Below are 17,640 nucleotides of genomic sequence, written 5' to 3'. Positions count from 1 at the left end.
CCCCCTGCTGCCTTTCGGTGCAGGCTTCCGGGAAGGATGGCATGGCTGTTTCTGTGACGACGCTCGACGCGGTGCTCCGCGCGACGGTCTCCCGCCTGCCGGACCAGGTGGCCGTCATCGGGGACGAGCACTGGTCGTACGCGCGCCTGGACGCGGAGGCGACACGGCGGGCGCTGGCGCTGCGGGCGAGCGGCGTGCGGCCCGGCGACCGGGTCGCGGTCGCGCTCAAGGGCGACGCCGAGGCGCTCGCGGTGGTCGCGGCGGTCGCGCGCTGCGGGGCCTCGCTGGTGCCCGTGGATCTCGCGAACCCGCCCGCACGCGTGGCCTTCATCCTCGCCGACTCGGGCTGCCGGCTGATCGTCACGGACAGCGCCGGGGCGCTGCGGGGGCCGCCGCCCGGCGGCTGCCCGGTGATCACGACGAGCGAACTCGCCGGCGTCGCGCCGGTGACCTCCCTGTCGCCGCCGCAGCCGGACGCGCCGGTGGCCTCCCTGGCCCCGCCCGGGCCGGACATGGAGGCTTACGTCCTCTACACGTCGGGGTCCACGGGGAGGCCCAAGGGGGTCCGCGTCAGGCACTCCGCGATCGCCGACCACGCGATCGTCTTCGCGGAGTTCCTGGGGCTCACGCCGGCGGATCGGGTCCTGCAGTTCAGCTCCCTGGGGTTCGACACGGCGCTGGAGGAGATCTGGTGCACCTGGGCGGCGGGCGCGGCGCTGGTGGTCAAGCGGGCGCGGGTGCTCGGTCCGTACGAGGTGGGCGAGCTGGTCCGCCGTTCCGGGGTGAGCGTGCTGTCGTTGCCCACCGCGTACTGGCGGACCCTGGCCGGCGAGCTCGACGGCGTCTCCCGTGCGGGATGGGAGGGGCTGCGCTGCGTCAGCATCGGCGGTGAGGCGGCCTCCGTGGCGGACCTGCGTGCTCATCGGCGCGGCGCGCTGGCGGGCGCCGACCTGGTCAACGGCTACGGCCCCACCGAATGCGTGGTGACCGCGACGGCGCGACGCTTCGGGCCGTCGGATCCGGTGGACTCTGCGGCCGGGTCGCTCCCCATCGGAGCCGCGCTGCCCGGGCGGGTGGCGGTCGCCCTGCTGCCCGACGGGCGGACGGCGGGTCCTGGGCAGGAGGGCGAGCTGCTCGTCGGCGGTGTGATCGCGGACGGCTACGTCGGCCGCGACGAGCTGACCGCCCGCCGCTTCGTGCGCCGCCGGATCGCGGGCGAGGAGCGGACGATGTACCGGACGGGCGACATCGTCCGGGTGCCGGCGGACGGCGACGGGTTCGTGTTCCTGCGCCGGGTGGACGACCAGGTGAAGCTGCGGGGGTACCGGATCGAGCTGGGCGAGGTCGACGCCGCCCTGCGGGAGCTCGGCCCGGTCCGCGACGCGGCCGCCGCGCTGGTGCCACGGGAGCATGCGGAGCCGCTGCTGGGAGCCCTGGTGGTGCCGCGCTGCCCGGAGGCGTGGCAGGCGGCCGAGGCCGCCGGCACGCTCGCCGCCTCCGTCCCGCCCGCGATGATCCCCGCGGTGTGGGTCATGGCCGACAAGGTGCCGCTGAACGTCAACGGCAAGATCGACCGGGTCAGGGTGGCGGAGGCGATCGCCGCAGGAGCGGGCGGCGCCCGGGACGCCCGCCCGCCGTCCTCGGATGACGACCGGCCGCTCGCCCTGCTGGCCCGGATCTGGGCGGATGTGCTGGACATGCCGGACCCGTCCCCATCGGACGACTTCCTCGACTCCGGCGGCGACTCCCTGCTGGCCGTGCGGCTGGCCGCACGGGCGCGCGCCCTCGGCCTGGCGGTGAGTCCGAGCATGGTCCTCCAGCACGGTTCACTCGAACGCATCGCCCTGGCCGCGACCGCCACGACCTCCACCGGTACGACGCCGCAGCCCCGGCCCGGCGCCGACCCCCTGCGGACGGGATCCACTCCGGCCGCCACGCCGGCCGGGCGGCTGATGCCGTCGCAGCTGCGGTGGATCCTGGACGGACCGGTGCCTGACATTCATCACTTCGTGCTGCCGAACCTGTTCCGCATCCCGGCCGCGCTGCCCGACGCGGCGGTCGAGGCGGCGGGGCGGGCGATCGTGGCCGCGCACGGTGCTCTGCGCAGCTCGATCGACTTCGGCGCTCCCGCGATCCGCGAACTGCCCGTGGACGCCGTGGACCCGGTGGAGATCGTCGAGCTGCCCGCAGGCCCGATGGACGCCGTCCTGCCCCCTGCCGCCGAGCGGATCCTGTCGAGCATGGATCCGGCGCTCGGCGGGTTGTTCCGGCTGGTCAGGCTGCGGTCGGGAGAGCGGCATCGGCTGCTGGTCGCCGCCCATCACGCTGTGGTGGACGGCTGGTCGATGGCGCTGCTCACCGACGAGGTCGAGACCGCGTTGAGCACCTGGGCACGTACCGGGCAGGCGCGGCTCGACCCTCCCGCGGCGAGCGTCGCGGACTACGCCGCGCACATCGCCCGGTACGTCGCGAGCGACCAGGCCCGCCACGACCACGCCGCGTGGCTGGCGGCGCCCTGGTCCGAGCTGGACACGCTGGACGGCGTACGGCGGGACGGCGCGGGGCTGCTGCCCACGATCGTCACGAGCCACGCGCTGCTGCCCGCCGGCGACACGGACGCCTTCCTGCGAGCCTCCTCCCGCATCGGCCGGCCAGACGCCCTGCTCCGGGCCTGCCTGCTCGTCGCGGTGGCGGAGTGGACGGGCGTGCCGGTGCAGGCCGTGGACGTGTACGGCAACAACCGGGTGAACCCTCCAGGAGGGCTGGACCTCACCAGAACGATCGGCTACATCCAGACCACGCATCCGGAGTTCGCCGTGGTCGAGGGAACGGGCGTGAAGGCGGTGCGCTCCGTACTCGACGGCCCCCGGTACGCCCCGCCCCGCCCGTACGGTTTCGACGCCCTGCGGTTCCTGTCGCCCTCGGCGGAGGAGCGATCGGCGCTCGCGGCGCTGCCCCGGCCGGTCCTGCGGCTCAACTACCGGAGCCAGATGGACCGGCTGAGCCGGCGCGCCTCCGACGCGATCCTCGCCGACGCCGACGAGGACACCGGCAGGCACCGCTCGCCCCGGCAGCGTGAGCGTTACCTGCTCATGTTCGAGGCCGACGTCATCGGCGACCGCCTGGACATCGGGGTGAAGTTCAGCACCGACCAATTCGACCGTGACGCGATCGACGCGCTGGCGGCGCGCGCGGCCCGCCTGCTCGGCGAGACCGTACGAAAGGGGGCCAGGTGAGCGTCATCGACGACGAGGAGCGGCTGGCGCGGGTGATCGCCGGCCACGTGGCCGAGCTGCTGGGCGTCGCGACCGTCGAGACGGACGCCGGCCTGTGGTCGATGGGCCTGGACTCGCTGGCCGCCATGCGTCTCGTCCGGCGCCTGTACACCGACCACGGCCTGGCGCTCCGCGCGGACGCCGCCCTGCACGCGGGCACGGTGGCCGCGCTCGCCAAGCTGGCCGCCCAGTCCGCCCGTCCGTCGCGCGCCGAGACCGGGGCGGCCGAGGTGAGCGTCCCGACCACGGGGCAGCTGGCCCTGTGGCTGGACGGCCAGGTACGCCCCGAGCTGGCACTCGGCAACCTCGTCCTGTTCGGTTTCCGCATGACCGGCCCGCTGGACACGACCCGGCTGACGGAGGCGATCCGGCAGGTGGTCCGGCGGCACGACGCCCTGCGCACCGGCATCACCACCGACGAGGACGGCATGCCGGTCGCGGTGACGGTACCGGAGGAGCGCGCCCTGCGGCTGAACGTCACCGAGGCAGGCGGCGGGCTCGCCGAACGGACATCGGCGCTGGCGCGGGCGGTGGACGTCGCCGACGGGCCGCTCATCGCGGTAGAGCTCCAGTGTGGGGACGGCTGGACGGATCTGGTCGCCGCCGTGGCGCACATCGCGTTCGACGGGCACAGCGAGGCGCTGTTCGCCGCGGAGCTGAACGCGTTCCTGCGGGGCGAGCGGCTGCCGCCGGTACGGTCGTTCGCGCACGCGTACGGCGCCCAGGCCAGTGACCGCACGGCGCCGGCGGGGTGGATCGCCGAGCTGGCCGCCACCGAGCCCCTGACCTGGCCGGGTGAACCGCCCGGCGGCGCCGGCGACCGCTACGGCCGGCTGGCCTGCGATCCGGACGAAGCCGCCTGCCGGGCGCTGGAGGCGGCGGCGCGCACGGCGGGAGTGACGCCGTTCGTCCTGGCCCTGCACCGGTTCGGGCGCGCACTGCGCGCGGTCACCGGGGCGCGGTCGTTCCGCGTCGGCGTTCCCACGGCGGGACGCGACGACCCCGCCGCCCACGCCACCATCGGCTATTTCGTCCGCGAGGCGGTCGTGCCGCTGCGGGACGGGGAGCTGGACGGCTCGCCGGCCGGCCTGCTGGAGACCTGGCGGCAGGCGATGCGCTGGTCAGGCACGTCACCGCACGACCTGGCCAGAGGCATCCGCCGGGCGGGGAACCGGGACCCGATCTTCGGGGCGCAGTTCATCTGGCAGAACACGATCTCCGCCGACTGGGACGTGCCGGGGGTGCGGGTGGAGCCGCTCGACGTCCACCCGGTCGCACCGCAGACCGACCTGTCGCTGGAGTTGTGGCCGTCGCAGGACGGGCGGATCAGGGGAGCGCTGGAGTACGACCGCGCGGTCGTTCCCGCGCAGGCCGCAGCCGAGGTCCGCGCGCGGTTCCTGGCCGAGCTGACCGAGCTGACCGAGCTGGCCGAGCTGGCCGGGCCCGCCGCGCAGGCACAGGCCGATGATCACCGTCCTCGATCCGTGTGGCGGCGGATCCGCGAGCACGCCGAGCGGAACGGTGACCACGTCGCCCTGCGCGGCGGTGGCGAGCAGGTCACCTATCGGGAGCTGACGGAACAGGCGCTCCGCCGTGCCGAGCACCTGAGCAGGCGCATGAAGGAACCGGGCGAACTGGTCGGCATCGCCCTGCCCAACGGCCGGGACGCCGTCGTGACGATGCTTGCCGCGATGGCCGCCGGCGGCGCGTTCCTCCCGCTCGACACCGCCTGTCCCCCGGAGCGGCTGGCCGAGATCACCCGCGACGCGCGCCTGCGCATCCTGATCGACGAGTCGACGCCGCCGCCGGAGGACCCGGCGACGCGATGGTCTGCTCCGCCCACGGCCGACGACCTCGACGCACTGGCCTGCGTCTTCTACACCTCGGGCAGCACCGGCCGCCCGCGCGGCGTCATGATGCCGCACGGCCCGCTCGCCGCCTACGTCCGCAACCTGGTGGCCGACTGGCACATCACGCCGGCCGACCGGTTCGTCCAGCTTTCGGCGCTGGCCTGGGCGAACAGCGGCGAGGAGATCTTCACCTGCCTCACGGCGGGAGCGACCCTGTACGTCGAGCCCGGCCTGCGTTTCCTGCCGATGGGCGCGTTCGTCTCCTTCGTGGCCGAGAACGACATCACCGTCCTCGACCTGCCCACGGTGTTCTGGCGTGAGCTGACGGACTTCCTGCACCGCGGGGAGGCCGCGCTGCCCTCCGGCGTCCGGCTGGTCGTGATCGGCGGCGACGGCCTCGACCGGCACTCGGTGCGCAAATGGCAGGCGGTCGCCCCTGCGGGGGTGCGGCTGGTGAACACCTACGGGTCCACCGAGTTCGGTCTCGCGCTGCAGGCCGACATAGACGGGCGACCGCCGCCGGAGGCGCCGCCGCCCATCGGCCGGCCGCTGCCGGGCATCGTCGCGTACGTGGACGGCCGCCCGCTCGACACGCTCCCGGCCGGCACCACCGGAGAACTCGCCATCGGCGGCGCGACGGTCGCGCGCGGCTACCTCAACGACCCCGAATTGACCACGGAACGCTTCCGGCGGGACGGGAGCGGCCGGCGGCGGTTCCACACGAGGGACCTCGTACGCGTACGCGAGGACGCGTCCTTGGAGTTCGTCGGCCGGATCGACCGCCAGGCCAAGATCCGCGGCAACCGCGTCGACCTGACCGAGATCGAGGCGCTGCTGGAGAACGAACCCGGCGTCACCAGGGCCGTCGCCGTGCCGCTGGCCGGGCCGGACGGTCAGACCAGGCTGGTCGCCGTGGTCACCGGCGAGGATCCCGATCCCGCCGGCCTGCGCGCGGCGCTCCTGCGCCGGTTGCCCGCCTTCGCGGTGCCGGACCGCGTCCTCCCGGTCGCCGACCTGCCTCTGCTGTCCAGTGGGAAGAAGGACGTGCTCACAGCCCGTCAGATCGCGGCGGAGAGGGCGGGTTTCCCATGGACGTAGCGCGCGGGACGGCGTACGTCGCGGTGAGCGTCGCGACGGTGTGGACCGGCAGCTCCAGCCCCCGCCCGCAGGACGCACCGGGCCTCGGCAACCCGGTGGACGTGCCGGGCTGGCTGGCCGCCACGTCGGCCGACCGCGAGGGCCTCATGTCCGGCGGCCTCACCCAGACCCAGGCCCTCTACGGGGACGAGGTCGAGATCGTGGGCGGGAAGGACGGATGGTGCGAGGTCGCCGTGCCGGGGCAGGCCAGCAGGAAGGACGACAGGGGCTATCCGGGCTGGATCCCCGCCGCCCAGCTCGTGACCGGCCCCGCCTTCGGCGAGCTGCGCGCGACCGTACCGTTCGCCCAGGTGGACCGGGCCCGCACCACGGTGCTGTACCAGGACCCGCGGCTCGCCTCCGCCCTGCTGCGCATCAGCGCGGGCACCCGCCTGCCCGTGCTCGCCGAGGACGGCCCCGCCGTCCAGGTGGCGACGCCGTGCGGCGCGTCCGGCTGGCTGCCCGCCGCAGCCGTCACCGTGCGCCGGTCGGTGGACGACATCCCCCGGCCCTCCGGCGTCGATCTGGTCGCGACGGCGGCGCTCTTCCTCGGCCTGCCGTACCTGTGGGCGGGGCGCTCAGGGCTGGCCGTCGACTGCTCGGGGCTGACCTCCCTGGTCCACCACATCCACGGCCTCCCCCTTCCGCGCGACGCCGACGACCAGCACTTGCACCCCGCCGGCCGGGACGTGGACGCGACCGCCGGGCTGGAGCCGGGCGACCTGCTCTTCTACACCGACGATCGCGACGGCGCGTCGCGCGCGATCGATCACGTCAGCATGTACGCCGGCGACCGCCGGATGATCGAGGCGCGAAACGGCCGCCACGCCCGCGTCACCGAGGTGCGCACGGAGTTCCTGGCGGGCGGCAGACGTTTCGCGGTGTCCTAGTCCGAGATGCGAGTCAGGAGACGTCTCGTGCGTGAACCAGCAGCACCCGGCCGTCCGGCGGGTGAGGACTTATGAAGGTCGTCTTCTCCGAGTGCGCCCCCGACTACGGGTCCTACGTCTTTCCCTACCAGGTGTGGGCGTTCCTCGAGGACGGCGAGGACATCGAGGTGCCGTACGAGAACGGGTTCCTGCCGGGCGTCCTCGACCTGTCGCGCTTCTACCTCACCCGCAGCGTCAGGGTGGACCTGCGGCGGTACACGAGCACCGGCCGGGTGCGCTACGTCCGGCGGCGCTGCCAGGACATCGGGTGGGAACTGCTCGACCGCCGGGAGTTCCGCTGGAGCCCGGAGTACAAGGCCCTGTACGCGGACTACTTCGACCAGCAGGAGATCAACGCCGGCTACCGCAGGAACCGCTTCGAGGAGATGCTGGAGGCGCCCTTCACCACGCATGTGGCGCTGTTCCACGACGTACGGGACGGACGCGCGGCCGGCCTCGTGCCCCTCTTCGCCAGCGCGGGGCTCGCCCAGTACGGCATCCCCGTCTACGACACCCGCTACCGTCCGATCAGCATCGGCAACCACATGATGAGCAGCGTGCTCGCCGAGCTCCAGGCACGAGGGCTGCGTCACTGCTACCTCGGCTCGTGCTACACGCGGGGGGACCTTTACAAAACCCGGTTCGCCGGGATGGAGGTCTTCAACGGCCACGCCTGGACGAGCAGCAGGGAGGAGCTCCACTTCCTGCTCGACCGGCAGGACGACGCCACGGGCGGCCACCTCCTCGAACACCGGCCCTACGTGGACGCCTACTGCGGCGCGGACGTCGCGTCCCTGCGCTCCACGGCGCCCGGCCGCCTCACCCTCGCCTAGCGACTGGAGACCCTCATGCGCATCGCGATGGTCGGCGGAGGCGCGGCCGCGGTCAGCCTCCTGGACAGCCTGCTGACCGTGAACCCCGGCGGCGTGGCTCTCGACCTGTGCGTGTACGAGCCAGGGGAGCTCGGGCAGGGCCTGGCGTTCGCGGACGACCTCGACTGCGCCCTGATCAACCTGCCGAACGGGCGCATGTCGATCCGCGACGCCGAGCGCGACCATTTCCTGCGCTGGCTGGAGCGGCCTGCCGTTCCGTTCCCGCCCGGCATCGACGTACGGCCCGACGGGTTCGCGCCGCGCCGGATCTTCGGCCGCTACCTGCGCGAGCACTTCGCGGCCTGCCGGGCGGCCGCGCGGGAGCAGGGCTGGCGGGTCGGCGTGCGTCCTGAGACCGTGCTGGAGGTGGCGCGCGGCGGGGACGGCGGCCTCCTCGTACGCTCGGACCGGGGGACGCGGGCGTACACCCACGTCGTGCTGGGGGTGGGGCCCGGCGGGCCGGCGGACCCGTACCGGCTGGCGGGCGCGCCGAACCACATCGCCGGCCCCTACCCGCTGAAGAAGCGGCTGCCCGAGGTGGATCGAGGGGCGCACGTGCTGATCGTCGGCACGGGGCTCACCGCGGTGGACACCGTGCTCGGCCTGCTCGCATCGGGGCACCAGGGGCGCGTCACCATGGTGTCGCGCAACGGCGTCCTGCCCGAGGTGCTGGCTCCGGCCCGGGAGTGGCGGCGCCTGCATCTCACCGGCGAGGGCCTCGACCAGCGCAGGGGCACGGACGGCAGGCTGGGGCGGCGGGCGGTCATCGACCTGTTGCGCGAGGAGCTGAGCGCCGCCGGGTTCGACGCGCGGGCCGAGCTGGACTGGTACCGGCGCGGGCGATCGGCCGCCGGCTACCTGCGCCACCAGCTCACGCACCCCGAGGCGAATCTCGTGCAGTCCCTGTTGCTGTCCCTGCCGACGCCGCTCGCCCGCGCGATCCGCGCCGCCCTGCCGGACGAGGACGTGGCGCTGATGCTGGGCGGCTACAAGCCGACGCTGCGCAGCCTGCAGTGCCCCATGCCGCCGGGGACGGCCCGCACGCTGCTGGCGGCGATGGACTCCGGCCGGCTCACCGTGCTCGCCGGCGTGCGGGAGGTCCGCGCCGCGCACGGCGCGTTCACCGCGCTCGCGGGCGACGCGGTCGTGACGGCCGAGGTGGCGGTGGACGCGACCAGGGCGAGCCCCGCCAGGACGCGAGGACCCCAGGGCCGGCTCGTCGCCGCCCTCGACCGCAACGGCCTGGCCGCCTGGGACGCCTACGGCGGGCTCAGGACGGACCCCGTCACCGCACGTCTCGATCCACGGCTGAACCTCTTCGCCATCGGCGAGCTCACGGCCGGCGACATCTACTACGCCAGCAGCCTGCCGGCGGTCAACAGAGGCGCGAACGCCGTCGCCAAGGCACTGCTGACCCCCAGCTGACCCCCAGCCGACCCGCAACCGACCTCGCAGGCTGACCCACAGCTCCTCCCTCCCCTCTCCCCCGGTTGGTCAGCGGCGTTCAGGCGCGGGGCTCGAAGCGGAGGGCGGCGCGGAGCAGGGGGCGGGCGGCCAGGGCGACGAGGAGGGCGGCGGCCACCAGCGCGTGGGCTCCCGTGTAGCCGCCTGCGGCCTGCTGGGCGCCGGCTGCCGCGCCGAGCAGCAGCATGACGTACCCGGCCGCGATGACGATTGTGGACGGACATGAAGTTCTCCTGATACTCGGCCATGAGCATCCTGGTCCACGGCCAGGATTTCTCCAGGTAGACGGCCACCATCTCTCAAGGCCAATGGTCACCGTGCTTGATCGGAAATGTCGGACCCGGCCGCTACCCTGTCGTCTCCACCATGCGAGAGGGGAGAGCATGAGCCCGGTCACGCCCGAAATGATCAACTACTACGTGCAGCTCCGCCAGGCCCTGGGTCGAGTGGACCCTTACATCAACGACGCGATGTTCTGGATGGTCGTGCGAGGTCATGGAGAGCCCCTTACGGTCGCCGATGTCGCACGCCGACTGGGGGCCGACCCCGACGCCGCAAGTCCCGGCACTGTGCTGGAACTGGGGGAACACGTCGTCCTGGAACAGAGCGACCATGGTGTGATCGTGCTGGCGCACAACGCCTATCCCAGCGATCCTGACATCTGGGCCCGCCTGACCGAGAACGCGCAAGCATGGGGCTTCTGGTGCCTGGTCAACAACGCCCACGAGCTGTTCTATGCGGCCGACGGCGTTCTCGTCACGTCGGTGGGGCAAATCTCGTCGCCCTATGGACCGGAGTGCTTCGGCCAGGACCCCACCGCGCTCGATGCCCATCTAGGGGCCTTGCGGGCGCTGGGAAAGCGGATGAAGGCCGATGACGAGGCGGGCGTAGAACCCGCTACGCCCTACCCTGACTGGGAGACCGCACTCGCAACCGTTGAGGCGCTGACAGGCGTTCGCCTGGATCTCGACCGGTTCACGAGGAAGCAACAGTCGGTCTACGCTCCTGGGCTGACCTGATCTATCGAACTGAACGCTCAGCCCGGACGACAATCAGCAAGGCGAGCCAGCTGACCGCCCACCAGGATTTCTCCTGTCCGTCCATCAGGAACCAGGTAGCCATCTACCTGGACCGACATGGCCACCAGCCAGGATTTTCCCGTGACCGCTTACAACGATCGAGGCGCCGTACCTGCCGGGATCCCGAACAGGCTGCGCGGCACGCCGCCAGCACCACGACCACCGGCACCTGCGGCAGCGGTCCGCCGAGGTGCGTGAGCACGTAGAGCAGGCCGCCGGCCAGCGAACCGGAGAGGGCCGGCAGCCCGCCCTCCATGGCGCCCAGCCGGCGCACGTCGCCCGGTGTCGCCCCCGCGAGGCGCAGGGCCGCCAGCCGTCGTTCTCTGGTGGCCGAGGCGAGCCGGTTGGCCTGGTTGACCAGGCCGGCGACCGGCGCGACCAGGAACGTGGCCGTAACCTGGTCAGCGCCGCCTCGGTCAGCGTGTCGATGCGCCTGCCGTCCAGCGTGACCTCGCCCGACTCCGGCCTGATGATCCCGGCCAGGCGGTGCAGCAGCGTCGACTTGCCCACGCCGCTCGGCCCGGTGACGGCGACGATCTCGCCCTCGGCGATCGTCAGGGAGACGCCGGTCAGCGCCTTGGTCGGGCCGTACGACTTGCCGAGGCCCCTCGGCTCAAGCATCGGCGGACCTGGGCGAACTTCCGCGCGGCGCTCAACGAGATCGACCTGCTGCACGCACTCGGCAACTCGATGATCATGGCGCTGCTGGCCGTGGCGGTGAACTGCGTGGTCGCCCCGCTCGCCGGGTACGCTTTCGCCCGGCGGAAGTTCCCCGGCAGCGGCGTCGCGTTCTTCGCCATCGTCGCCACCACGGCGATCCCGGTCTCGGTGACGATGATCCCGCTGGCCAGGCCGCTTGGTCGCGGTGGTCGCCATCTTCTCCTTCACCGGCACCTGGGACGACGGCGTGGACGTGCGCGGCTACCTGTACTGGTCGCTGCTGGACAACTACGAGTGGGGCAGCTACGAGCCGACGTTCGGGCTGGTGGCGTGGGATCGGGAGACGTTCGCCCGCCGCCCGAAGCCGTCGCTGGCCTGGCTGGGCGAGGTCGCGCGCACCGGCGTCGTGCCCGCCCGCACCAACTAGTAGTATTTTTTCGCTCAGTCATAGTACTGCACGGCGGTTGTACGACTCTGAGGAAAGGTGCGGCTGTGCGACGAATCGGCGTCCCGGGCGAGACTGCCCCGCCGCTCGAAGGCCATCTGCGGCTGGGTGATCCGCCCGGTGCGCCCGATGCGATCACCGTGAACTCCCGCCACCTGAGCAGGGGTGGTATGCCGTGGTTCCCGATCACGGGCGAGTTCCACTACGGGCGCTACCCGGCGGCCGAGTGGCGGGAGGAACTGCTGAAGGTGCGGGCGGGCGGGGTGACGGTGGTCTCCACGTACGTCTTCTGGAACCTGCACGAGGAGCGGCGCGGCGTCTTCGACTGGAGCGGCGACCGGGATCTGCGGCGGTTCGTGCGCACGTGCACCGACCTGGAACTGGACGTGGTGGTGCGGATCGGGCCCTGGGGGCACGGCGAGTCGCGCAACGGCGGGTTTCCCGACTGGGTGCTGGAGGCCGGCTGCGTGCCGCGTACCGATGATCCCCGCTACCTCGGCCTCGTGCGGCCACTGTTCGAGCAGATCGGCGGCCAGCTGTCCGGGCTGACCCGCGAGCACGGCGGCCCCGTGGTGGCGGTGCAGGTGGAGAACGAGCTGTACGACCAGCCCGGCCATCTCGTCACGCTCAAGCGCATGGCGCGGGAGGCGGGCATCGACGCGCCGCTGTGGACCGCCACCGGGTGGGGGCACGCGCGGCTTCCGGCGGACGAGCTGATCCCGCTGTTCGGCGGGTACTCCGAGGCCGCGTGGGACACCGCGCACGACGGCTGGCCGCGGCAGAGCAGGGCCCACTACTTCTTCGGGCCGGGCCGCGACGACGACTCCATCGGCGCGGACCTGCGGACGACCGAGGTGACCGGCTCCGACGAGAGCCACCTGGCGCGCTACCCGTTCGCCACCTGCGAGCTGGGCGGCGGCATGTACACCTCCTACCACCGCAGGCCGATCGTCGAGGCGGCCGACATCGCCGCGCTCGGCCTGGTCAAGCTGGGCAGCGGCTCGGTGTGGCAGGGCTACTACATGTACCACGGGGCGTCCCAGAAGATCGGCGCGCTGTCCACGCTGCAGGAGTCGCACGCCACCGGCTACCCGAACGACTGCCCGGTCGTCAGCTACGACTTCCAAGCGCCGCTCGGCGAGTACGGCCAGTTCCGTGAGTCGTTCCGGCACCTGCGGCGGCAACATCTGTGGCTGGCGAGTGACGGGCCCGGCCTCGCCACCATGACGCTGGTCATGCCGCAGGACGCGCCCGACGACCCGGCCGACCGGGACACCCTGCGCTGGTGCGTACGCTCCGACGGCCGCTCCGGCTTCCTGTTCGTCAACAATCACCAGCCCGTCGAGACGCTGCCCGCCCACGAGGACGTGCAGTTCGCGGTCGAGCTGGACGGCCGCGAGCTCGTCGTCCCGCGCGAGCCGGTGACGGTGCCGTCCGGCGCGCACTTCGTGTGGCCGCTCGCCCGCCCGGTCGGCGGCGCCACGCTGCTCACCGCCACCGCGCAACCCATGGGCGTGGTGGACGCCGGCGTCCACGTGTTCTTCCAGACCGCCGGCATCCCGGTCGAGCTGGTCTTCGACGCCGCCACCGTCACCGGGGTCGAGGGGCCCGCGACGGTGTCGCGCGACGGCGACCGGCTCGTGCTCACCGATCTCACGCCGGGCACCGGCTGCCTGCTGCGGATCCGGGATGCCTCCGGTGGCCGCGCGGCCGTCCTGGTGCTGGACGCCGCACGTGCCTTGAGCGCGGCGGCGGGCCGGCTCTGGGGTGCGCGGCGGCTGGTGCTCAGCGAGCGGCCGGTGGTGATCGAGGACGATCGCCTGGTGGTGTACGGCGAGGGCTCCTCGGACGTGCGGGTCTTCCCCGCGCCGGCCGGCGCTCCCCGGACCGACGGCGTGTTCGCGCTGCTGCCCGCTGTCGCCGCCGCCGAGGTGCCCGGGATGCCCGGGGTGCCCGAGGTGAAGGTGGAGGAGGTCCGGCAGGCCGGTCCGGCCAGGGAGCCGGTGATCGACCCCGCGTCGGGGCGGGCCTCCGCGCCTGCCGACGCCGACTTCGAGCAGGCCGCCGTCTACCGTGTCACCGTGCCGGCCGAGGCGTTCGCGGGCAAGGACGAGGTGCTGCTGCGGCTCGACTGGACCGGCGACGTGGGCCGCGCCTACGTCGGCGGCCGTCTCGTGGCCGACCAGTTCTGGTACGGGCCCGCGTGGGAGATCGGGCTGCGCCGCTTCCGCGACGAGGTGCTGGAGCACGGCATCGAGGTACGGTTGCTGCCGCTGCGCGCGGACGCCCCCGTGTTCGTCTCGCCGCAGGTGCGGCCTGCCGCGTATCCGGGCGGCTCCGTGCTGGAGCTGCGCTCGGTCACCCTCGTCCCCGTGCCCCGTACGATGCTCACCCAGGAGGAATCTTGACGACGCTGGACGATGCGCTGGCCGCGCTGCCCGTCATCGCCATCATCAGGGCCGCCGAGGCGCGCCACCTCGACGCCGCGCTGGAGACGCTGGCCGGCGCCGGGGTGCGGGCGATGGAGGTCACCATGCCGACGCCCGGCGCGGAGGCGGCGATCCGGCGGGCGGCCGGGCTCCCGGGGGTGGCGGTCGGGGCGGGGACGGTCCTCGACGCGGACTCGGCGCGCCGTGCCGTGGACGCGGGCGCCGGCTACCTCATCACGCCCGCCGTGCTCCCCGAGGTGATCGCCGAAGGGCGGCGGCTCGGCGTGCCGGTCCTGCCGGGGGCGTTCACGCCGACGGAGATCGTCCAGGCGTGGTCGCAGGGCGCCGCCCTGGTCAAGGTCTTCCCGGCGGGTGCGGCGGGCGGTCCCGCCTACATCAAGGACGTCCGCGCGCCGCTCCCGCACATCCCCCTGGTGCCCACGGGCGGCATCGGCATCGACGACGTCCCCGCCTACCTGCGGGCCGGCGCCCGAGCCGTCGGCATGGGCTCCCCGCTGCTCGGCGACGCCTGCGCCGACGGCGACATGGCGGCCCTGACCTCCCGAGCCAAGCGCCTGATCGACGTGATCACAGGCAACGGCTCGGACGGCTGAGCCGTTCACCTTGAACCGTGGACCTTCTTGGCGAGGTCGACGTCGGCGATCGAGCGTTCGATGAGAACGCGCATCGCGGCCTCGGCCGCCTTGGCGCGCTGCTTGCGTACCGCGAGCAGGACCTCGGCGTGCTTGTCGGCGGACTCGCTGGTGAGCGTGGCGTGCACGAACTGGTCGCGCAGCCGCAGGCCCGCCTCGATGGCGGTGGCCATCTGGGCCATCAGCTCGTTGTGCGCGGCCCGCAGGAGGGCGTGGTGGAAGGCCAGGTCGGCCTCGACGTGATCGACGGCCGCCCGGCCCGCCGCCGCTCGCATGGCCGCCAGCGCGTCCTCCAGGTCGGCGAGGTCGCGGTCGGTGCGGCGCAGCGCCGCCATGCGGGCCACGGCGGGCTCGACGGTCAGCCGCACCTCGCCCAGCTCGTCGAGGAACGTCTCGTCCACGCGGTCGGCGAAGCGCCAGCGCAGCACGTCGGCGTCGAGCAGCGCCCACTGCTCGCGGGGCGCGACGAAGGTGCCGCGCCGGGGCCTGGCCCCCACCAGGCCCTTGGCGGCCAGGACGCGCAGCGCCTCGCGCACCGCCGTCCTGCTCACCGAGAACCGCTCCTGCAGCGCCACCACGTCGAGGTCGTCGTCGGGGACGAGCTCGCCGTTGACGATGGCCGTGCCGAGGCTGCTGACCACCCGGTCGTGCGCGCCGGACCTCCCGATCTCCGTCATGGCGGAATCATGCCACGCCCGCACTCCAGGCCACCGCCCCCAAGATCACCAACATCATTTCTAAGCATACTAGTGTAAAAAGTAATCGTACTTTTTATTGACTTCAGGGAAGTCTGAGTGCATCCTGCGAGACGAAGTTCCGCATCCGGGCGCCTCACACCCCCGACGAAGGAGCCGACGATGAGCGAGTTGTCCACTTTGACCATCACGCTCTGGGACTTCTCCTGGTACGCCAGGACCGGCCCGGGCGAACCGTTCGAGGACCTCGACCGCGCCTTCGACGAGGCGGTGGCGCGCGGGTACGACACCGTGCGGATCTGCGCGATGCCGTACCTGCTGTTCGGGTCGGGGCTGGACACCTCGGCGCTGACGTTCGCCCCGTTCGGCCGCGGCTACGGCCTCCGCACCCGCTGGTACGACGTGCGCGAGCCGTCCACCCTGGACGGCCGCGCGCACCTGCTGAGGTTGTTCGAGGCGGCAAGGCGGCACGGCTGCCGGGTGATCGTCTCCTCCTGGGAGTACCAGCAGAGCTCCAGTTTCCTGGCCGACCCCGCCTGGTACGAGGCGCTGCGCGCGGTGCCGGCCGAGCGGCGGGCGACCGTGCTGGCCGAGGCGCTCGCCGGCCTGGTGGACTTCGTGGCCGGGCACGGGCTGGCCGAGCAGATCGCGTTCGTCGAGCTGCACAACGAGATCCAGGCCACCTGGCTCACCGAGGTGCTCGCGCCGGGCGAGTCCGCGGTGCTGGGGCTGCGGCCGTACCTGGAGAAGGCGCTCGACGTGTTCAAGTCGCGGCATCCCGGCGTGCCGGCGACCGTGAACTACGCGGGCGTGCCGCACGGCGAGATGCGCGGCATCCCCGCCAACGTGGACGTCGCCGTCTTCCACCCCTACGTCTACGGCGTGCTGGACGAGCTGGTCGAGACGTTCGCGCTGCGCGACCCGGGCGTGCCGTTCCCGCAGGAGCGCGCCCGCCGCGAGCTGCTGCGCCCCGGCGCGCCCGACCTCGCGGAGTGGCATCCGGAGGAGGAGTGGCGCGGCGCGGCCACGGTGGTGCCGCCGCGCGAGGTGTACCTGCACGACTGGTGCGACCCGGCCCTGTTCGACCGCTGGCTGTACGACCGGTACGCCACCTACCGTCACGGCATGGCCGAGAAGCTGCGCCTGTGGATGGAGGTCGCCGCCGACTGGGCCGCCGCCCGCGAGCTGCCGCTGGTCTTCGGCGAGGGCTGGGTCGGCTACACCCCGCTGCGCGGCACGTTCGAGGAGGGCCCGGTGGGGGCGGAGATCTGCCTGGACGCGGTCCGCCACGCCCGCAGGCTCGGCGCGTGGGGCACGGTGGTCTGCTCGAACGCGGCCCCGCAGCACCCGATGTGGGACGACGTGGAGCTGCAGGTCACCGCCAACCGGATCTTCACGGAGGGCCGATGAGCGGCAGGACCGCCCTGGTCACCGGCGCCGCGTCGGGCATCGGCGCGGCCACCGCCCGCCGCCTGGCCGCCGGGGGCGCGCGGGTGCTGGTGGCGGACGTCGCCGACGAGCGGGGCCGCGCGGTGGCCGCGTCGATCGGCGAGCGGGCCGCCTTCCTGCACCTGGACGTGGCCTCCGCCGCCGGCTGGGCGGCCGCCCTGGAGGAGGTGCGCGAGCGGTTCGGCCGCCTCGACGTGCTGCACGCCAACGGGCCGGGCCGGGTCGTGCCCGCCCGCCCGGCCCACGAGATGCCCGAGGCGGACTGGGACCTGCAGATCGACGTCTCGCTCAAGGCGGCCTACCTGGCGGCGCGCACGTTCTGCCCGCTGCTGGCGGAGAGCGCGGGCGCGCTCGTGATCACCTCGTCGGTGCACGCCCAGACCGGCATCCCCGGCTGCGCGCCGTACGCGGCCGCCAAGGGCGGGCTGCAGTCGCTGACCAGGCAGCTCGCGGTCGAGTACGCGCCCCGCGTCCGCGTCAACGCCGTCGTGCCCGGCCCGATCATGAGCCCCGCCTGGGACGGCATCGACCAGGCGGGCCGCGACGCGACCATCGCCGAGACGCCGGCGGGCCGGTTCGGCACCCCGGACGAGGTGGCCGCGGCCGTCGCCTTCCTCGCCTCGCCCGACGCCTCGTTCATCACCGGAGCCTGCCTCAACGTCGACGGCGGCTGGAGCGTCTCCACCACTTCCTCCTAGAACGG

The 17,640-nt window shown here is 73.2% G+C and carries 14 protein-coding genes; 11 read left to right on the top strand and 3 right to left on the bottom strand.

From position 1 onward, the window contains the following. The first annotated feature begins 41 nt into the window (after nt 1–41). From AB0K28_RS45785 to AB0K28_RS45765, 5 genes are all read left to right on the top strand, one after another. Nucleotides 42–3,236 carry an amino acid adenylation domain-containing protein gene (locus AB0K28_RS45785; RefSeq protein ID WP_364383271.1) on the top strand — a complete coding sequence of 1,065 codons (3,195 nt, stop codon included), beginning with the start codon at nt 42–44 and terminating at the stop codon, nt 3,234–3,236. Further along, nucleotides 3,233–6,223: an AMP-binding protein gene (locus AB0K28_RS45780; protein ID WP_364383268.1), complete on the top strand. Its 2,991-nt coding sequence runs from the start codon at nt 3,233–3,235 to the stop codon at nt 6,221–6,223. The genes AB0K28_RS45785 and AB0K28_RS45780 overlap by 4 nt, the downstream gene beginning before the upstream one ends. Continuing rightward, the gene (locus tag AB0K28_RS45775) at nt 6,214–7,152 is read left to right on the top strand and encodes an NlpC/P60 family protein (RefSeq protein ID WP_345409160.1); all 939 of its coding nucleotides are present in this window, start codon (nt 6,214–6,216) and stop codon (nt 7,150–7,152) included. The genes AB0K28_RS45780 and AB0K28_RS45775 overlap by 10 nt, the downstream gene beginning before the upstream one ends. Nucleotides 7,153–7,223: 71 nt before the next feature. Beyond that, the gene (locus AB0K28_RS45770) at nt 7,224–8,024 is read left to right on the top strand and encodes a hypothetical protein (RefSeq protein WP_364383263.1); all 801 of its coding nucleotides are present in this window, start codon (nt 7,224–7,226) and stop codon (nt 8,022–8,024) included. A gap of 15 nt (nt 8,025–8,039) precedes the next feature. Beyond that, on the top strand, nt 8,040–9,488 hold the full coding sequence (locus tag AB0K28_RS45765) for an FAD/NAD(P)-binding protein (protein ID WP_364383260.1): 1,449 nt from the start codon (nt 8,040–8,042) through the stop codon (nt 9,486–9,488). Nucleotides 9,489–9,567: 79 nt separating this feature from the next. On the opposite strand, the gene AB0K28_RS45760 is transcribed toward AB0K28_RS45765, so the two are convergent. Continuing rightward, on the bottom strand, nt 9,568–9,714 hold the full coding sequence (locus tag AB0K28_RS45760) for a hypothetical protein (RefSeq protein WP_345409163.1): 147 nt from the start codon (nt 9,712–9,714) through the stop codon (nt 9,568–9,570). A 196-nt stretch (nt 9,715–9,910) separates the two neighbouring features. On the opposite strand from AB0K28_RS45760, the gene AB0K28_RS45755 reads away from it, so the two are divergent. After that, nucleotides 9,911–10,546 (top strand): hypothetical protein, encoded by a 636-nt coding sequence (locus AB0K28_RS45755; protein WP_364383256.1) that lies wholly within the window; start codon nt 9,911–9,913, stop codon nt 10,544–10,546. A gap of 84 nt (nt 10,547–10,630) precedes the next feature. Here AB0K28_RS45755 and AB0K28_RS45750 read toward each other — a convergent pair whose 3' ends face one another. Next, complete coding sequence (locus AB0K28_RS45750) at nt 10,631–11,227, bottom strand: ATP-binding cassette domain-containing protein (RefSeq protein ID WP_364383329.1); 597 nt, start codon at nt 11,225–11,227, stop codon at nt 10,631–10,633. Nucleotides 11,228–11,471: 244 nt separating this feature from the next. On the opposite strand from AB0K28_RS45750, the gene AB0K28_RS45745 reads away from it, so the two are divergent. The 3 genes from AB0K28_RS45745 (at nt 11,472) to AB0K28_RS45735 (ending at nt 14,754) form a co-directional block, all read left to right on the top strand. Then, nucleotides 11,472–11,693 carry a family 1 glycosylhydrolase gene (locus AB0K28_RS45745; protein WP_364383253.1) on the top strand — a complete coding sequence of 74 codons (222 nt, stop codon included), beginning with the start codon at nt 11,472–11,474 and terminating at the stop codon, nt 11,691–11,693. 65 nt (nt 11,694–11,758) lie between these two features. Beyond that, nucleotides 11,759–14,119, top strand: coding sequence for a beta-galactosidase (locus AB0K28_RS45740; RefSeq protein WP_364383250.1), 2,361 nt, complete (start codon nt 11,759–11,761; stop codon nt 14,117–14,119). Beyond that, nucleotides 14,116–14,754, top strand: coding sequence for a bifunctional 4-hydroxy-2-oxoglutarate aldolase/2-dehydro-3-deoxy-phosphogluconate aldolase (locus AB0K28_RS45735; protein ID WP_345409169.1), 639 nt, complete (start codon nt 14,116–14,118; stop codon nt 14,752–14,754). The genes AB0K28_RS45740 and AB0K28_RS45735 overlap by 4 nt, the downstream gene beginning before the upstream one ends. 5 nt (nt 14,755–14,759) lie before the next feature. Here the strand turns inward: AB0K28_RS45735 and AB0K28_RS45730 are convergent, their stop codons facing one another. Further along, nucleotides 14,760–15,470, bottom strand: a complete 711-nt coding sequence (locus tag AB0K28_RS45730; protein WP_364383247.1) for a FadR/GntR family transcriptional regulator — start codon at nt 15,468–15,470, stop codon at nt 14,760–14,762. A 180-nt stretch (nt 15,471–15,650) separates the two neighbouring features. Between AB0K28_RS45730 and AB0K28_RS45725 the strand changes: the two genes are divergently transcribed. Beyond that, nucleotides 15,651–16,898, top strand: a complete 1,248-nt coding sequence (locus AB0K28_RS45725; RefSeq protein WP_364383244.1) for a cellulase-like family protein — start codon at nt 15,651–15,653, stop codon at nt 16,896–16,898. Continuing rightward, nucleotides 16,895–17,635 (top strand): SDR family NAD(P)-dependent oxidoreductase, encoded by a 741-nt coding sequence (locus AB0K28_RS45720; RefSeq protein WP_364383242.1) that lies wholly within the window; start codon nt 16,895–16,897, stop codon nt 17,633–17,635. Before AB0K28_RS45725 ends, AB0K28_RS45720 begins: the two co-directional genes overlap by 4 nt. Nucleotides 17,636–17,640 lie beyond the last annotated feature (5 nt).

Origin of the sequence: Nonomuraea sp. NPDC049504 (assembly GCF_040676845.1) — a bacterium.
Lineage (GTDB): Bacteria > Actinomycetota > Actinomycetes > Streptosporangiales > Streptosporangiaceae > Nonomuraea > Nonomuraea salmonea.
Note: the sequence above shows the minus strand (reverse complement) of the source record. Positions and strands in the feature narration are given on the sequence as shown.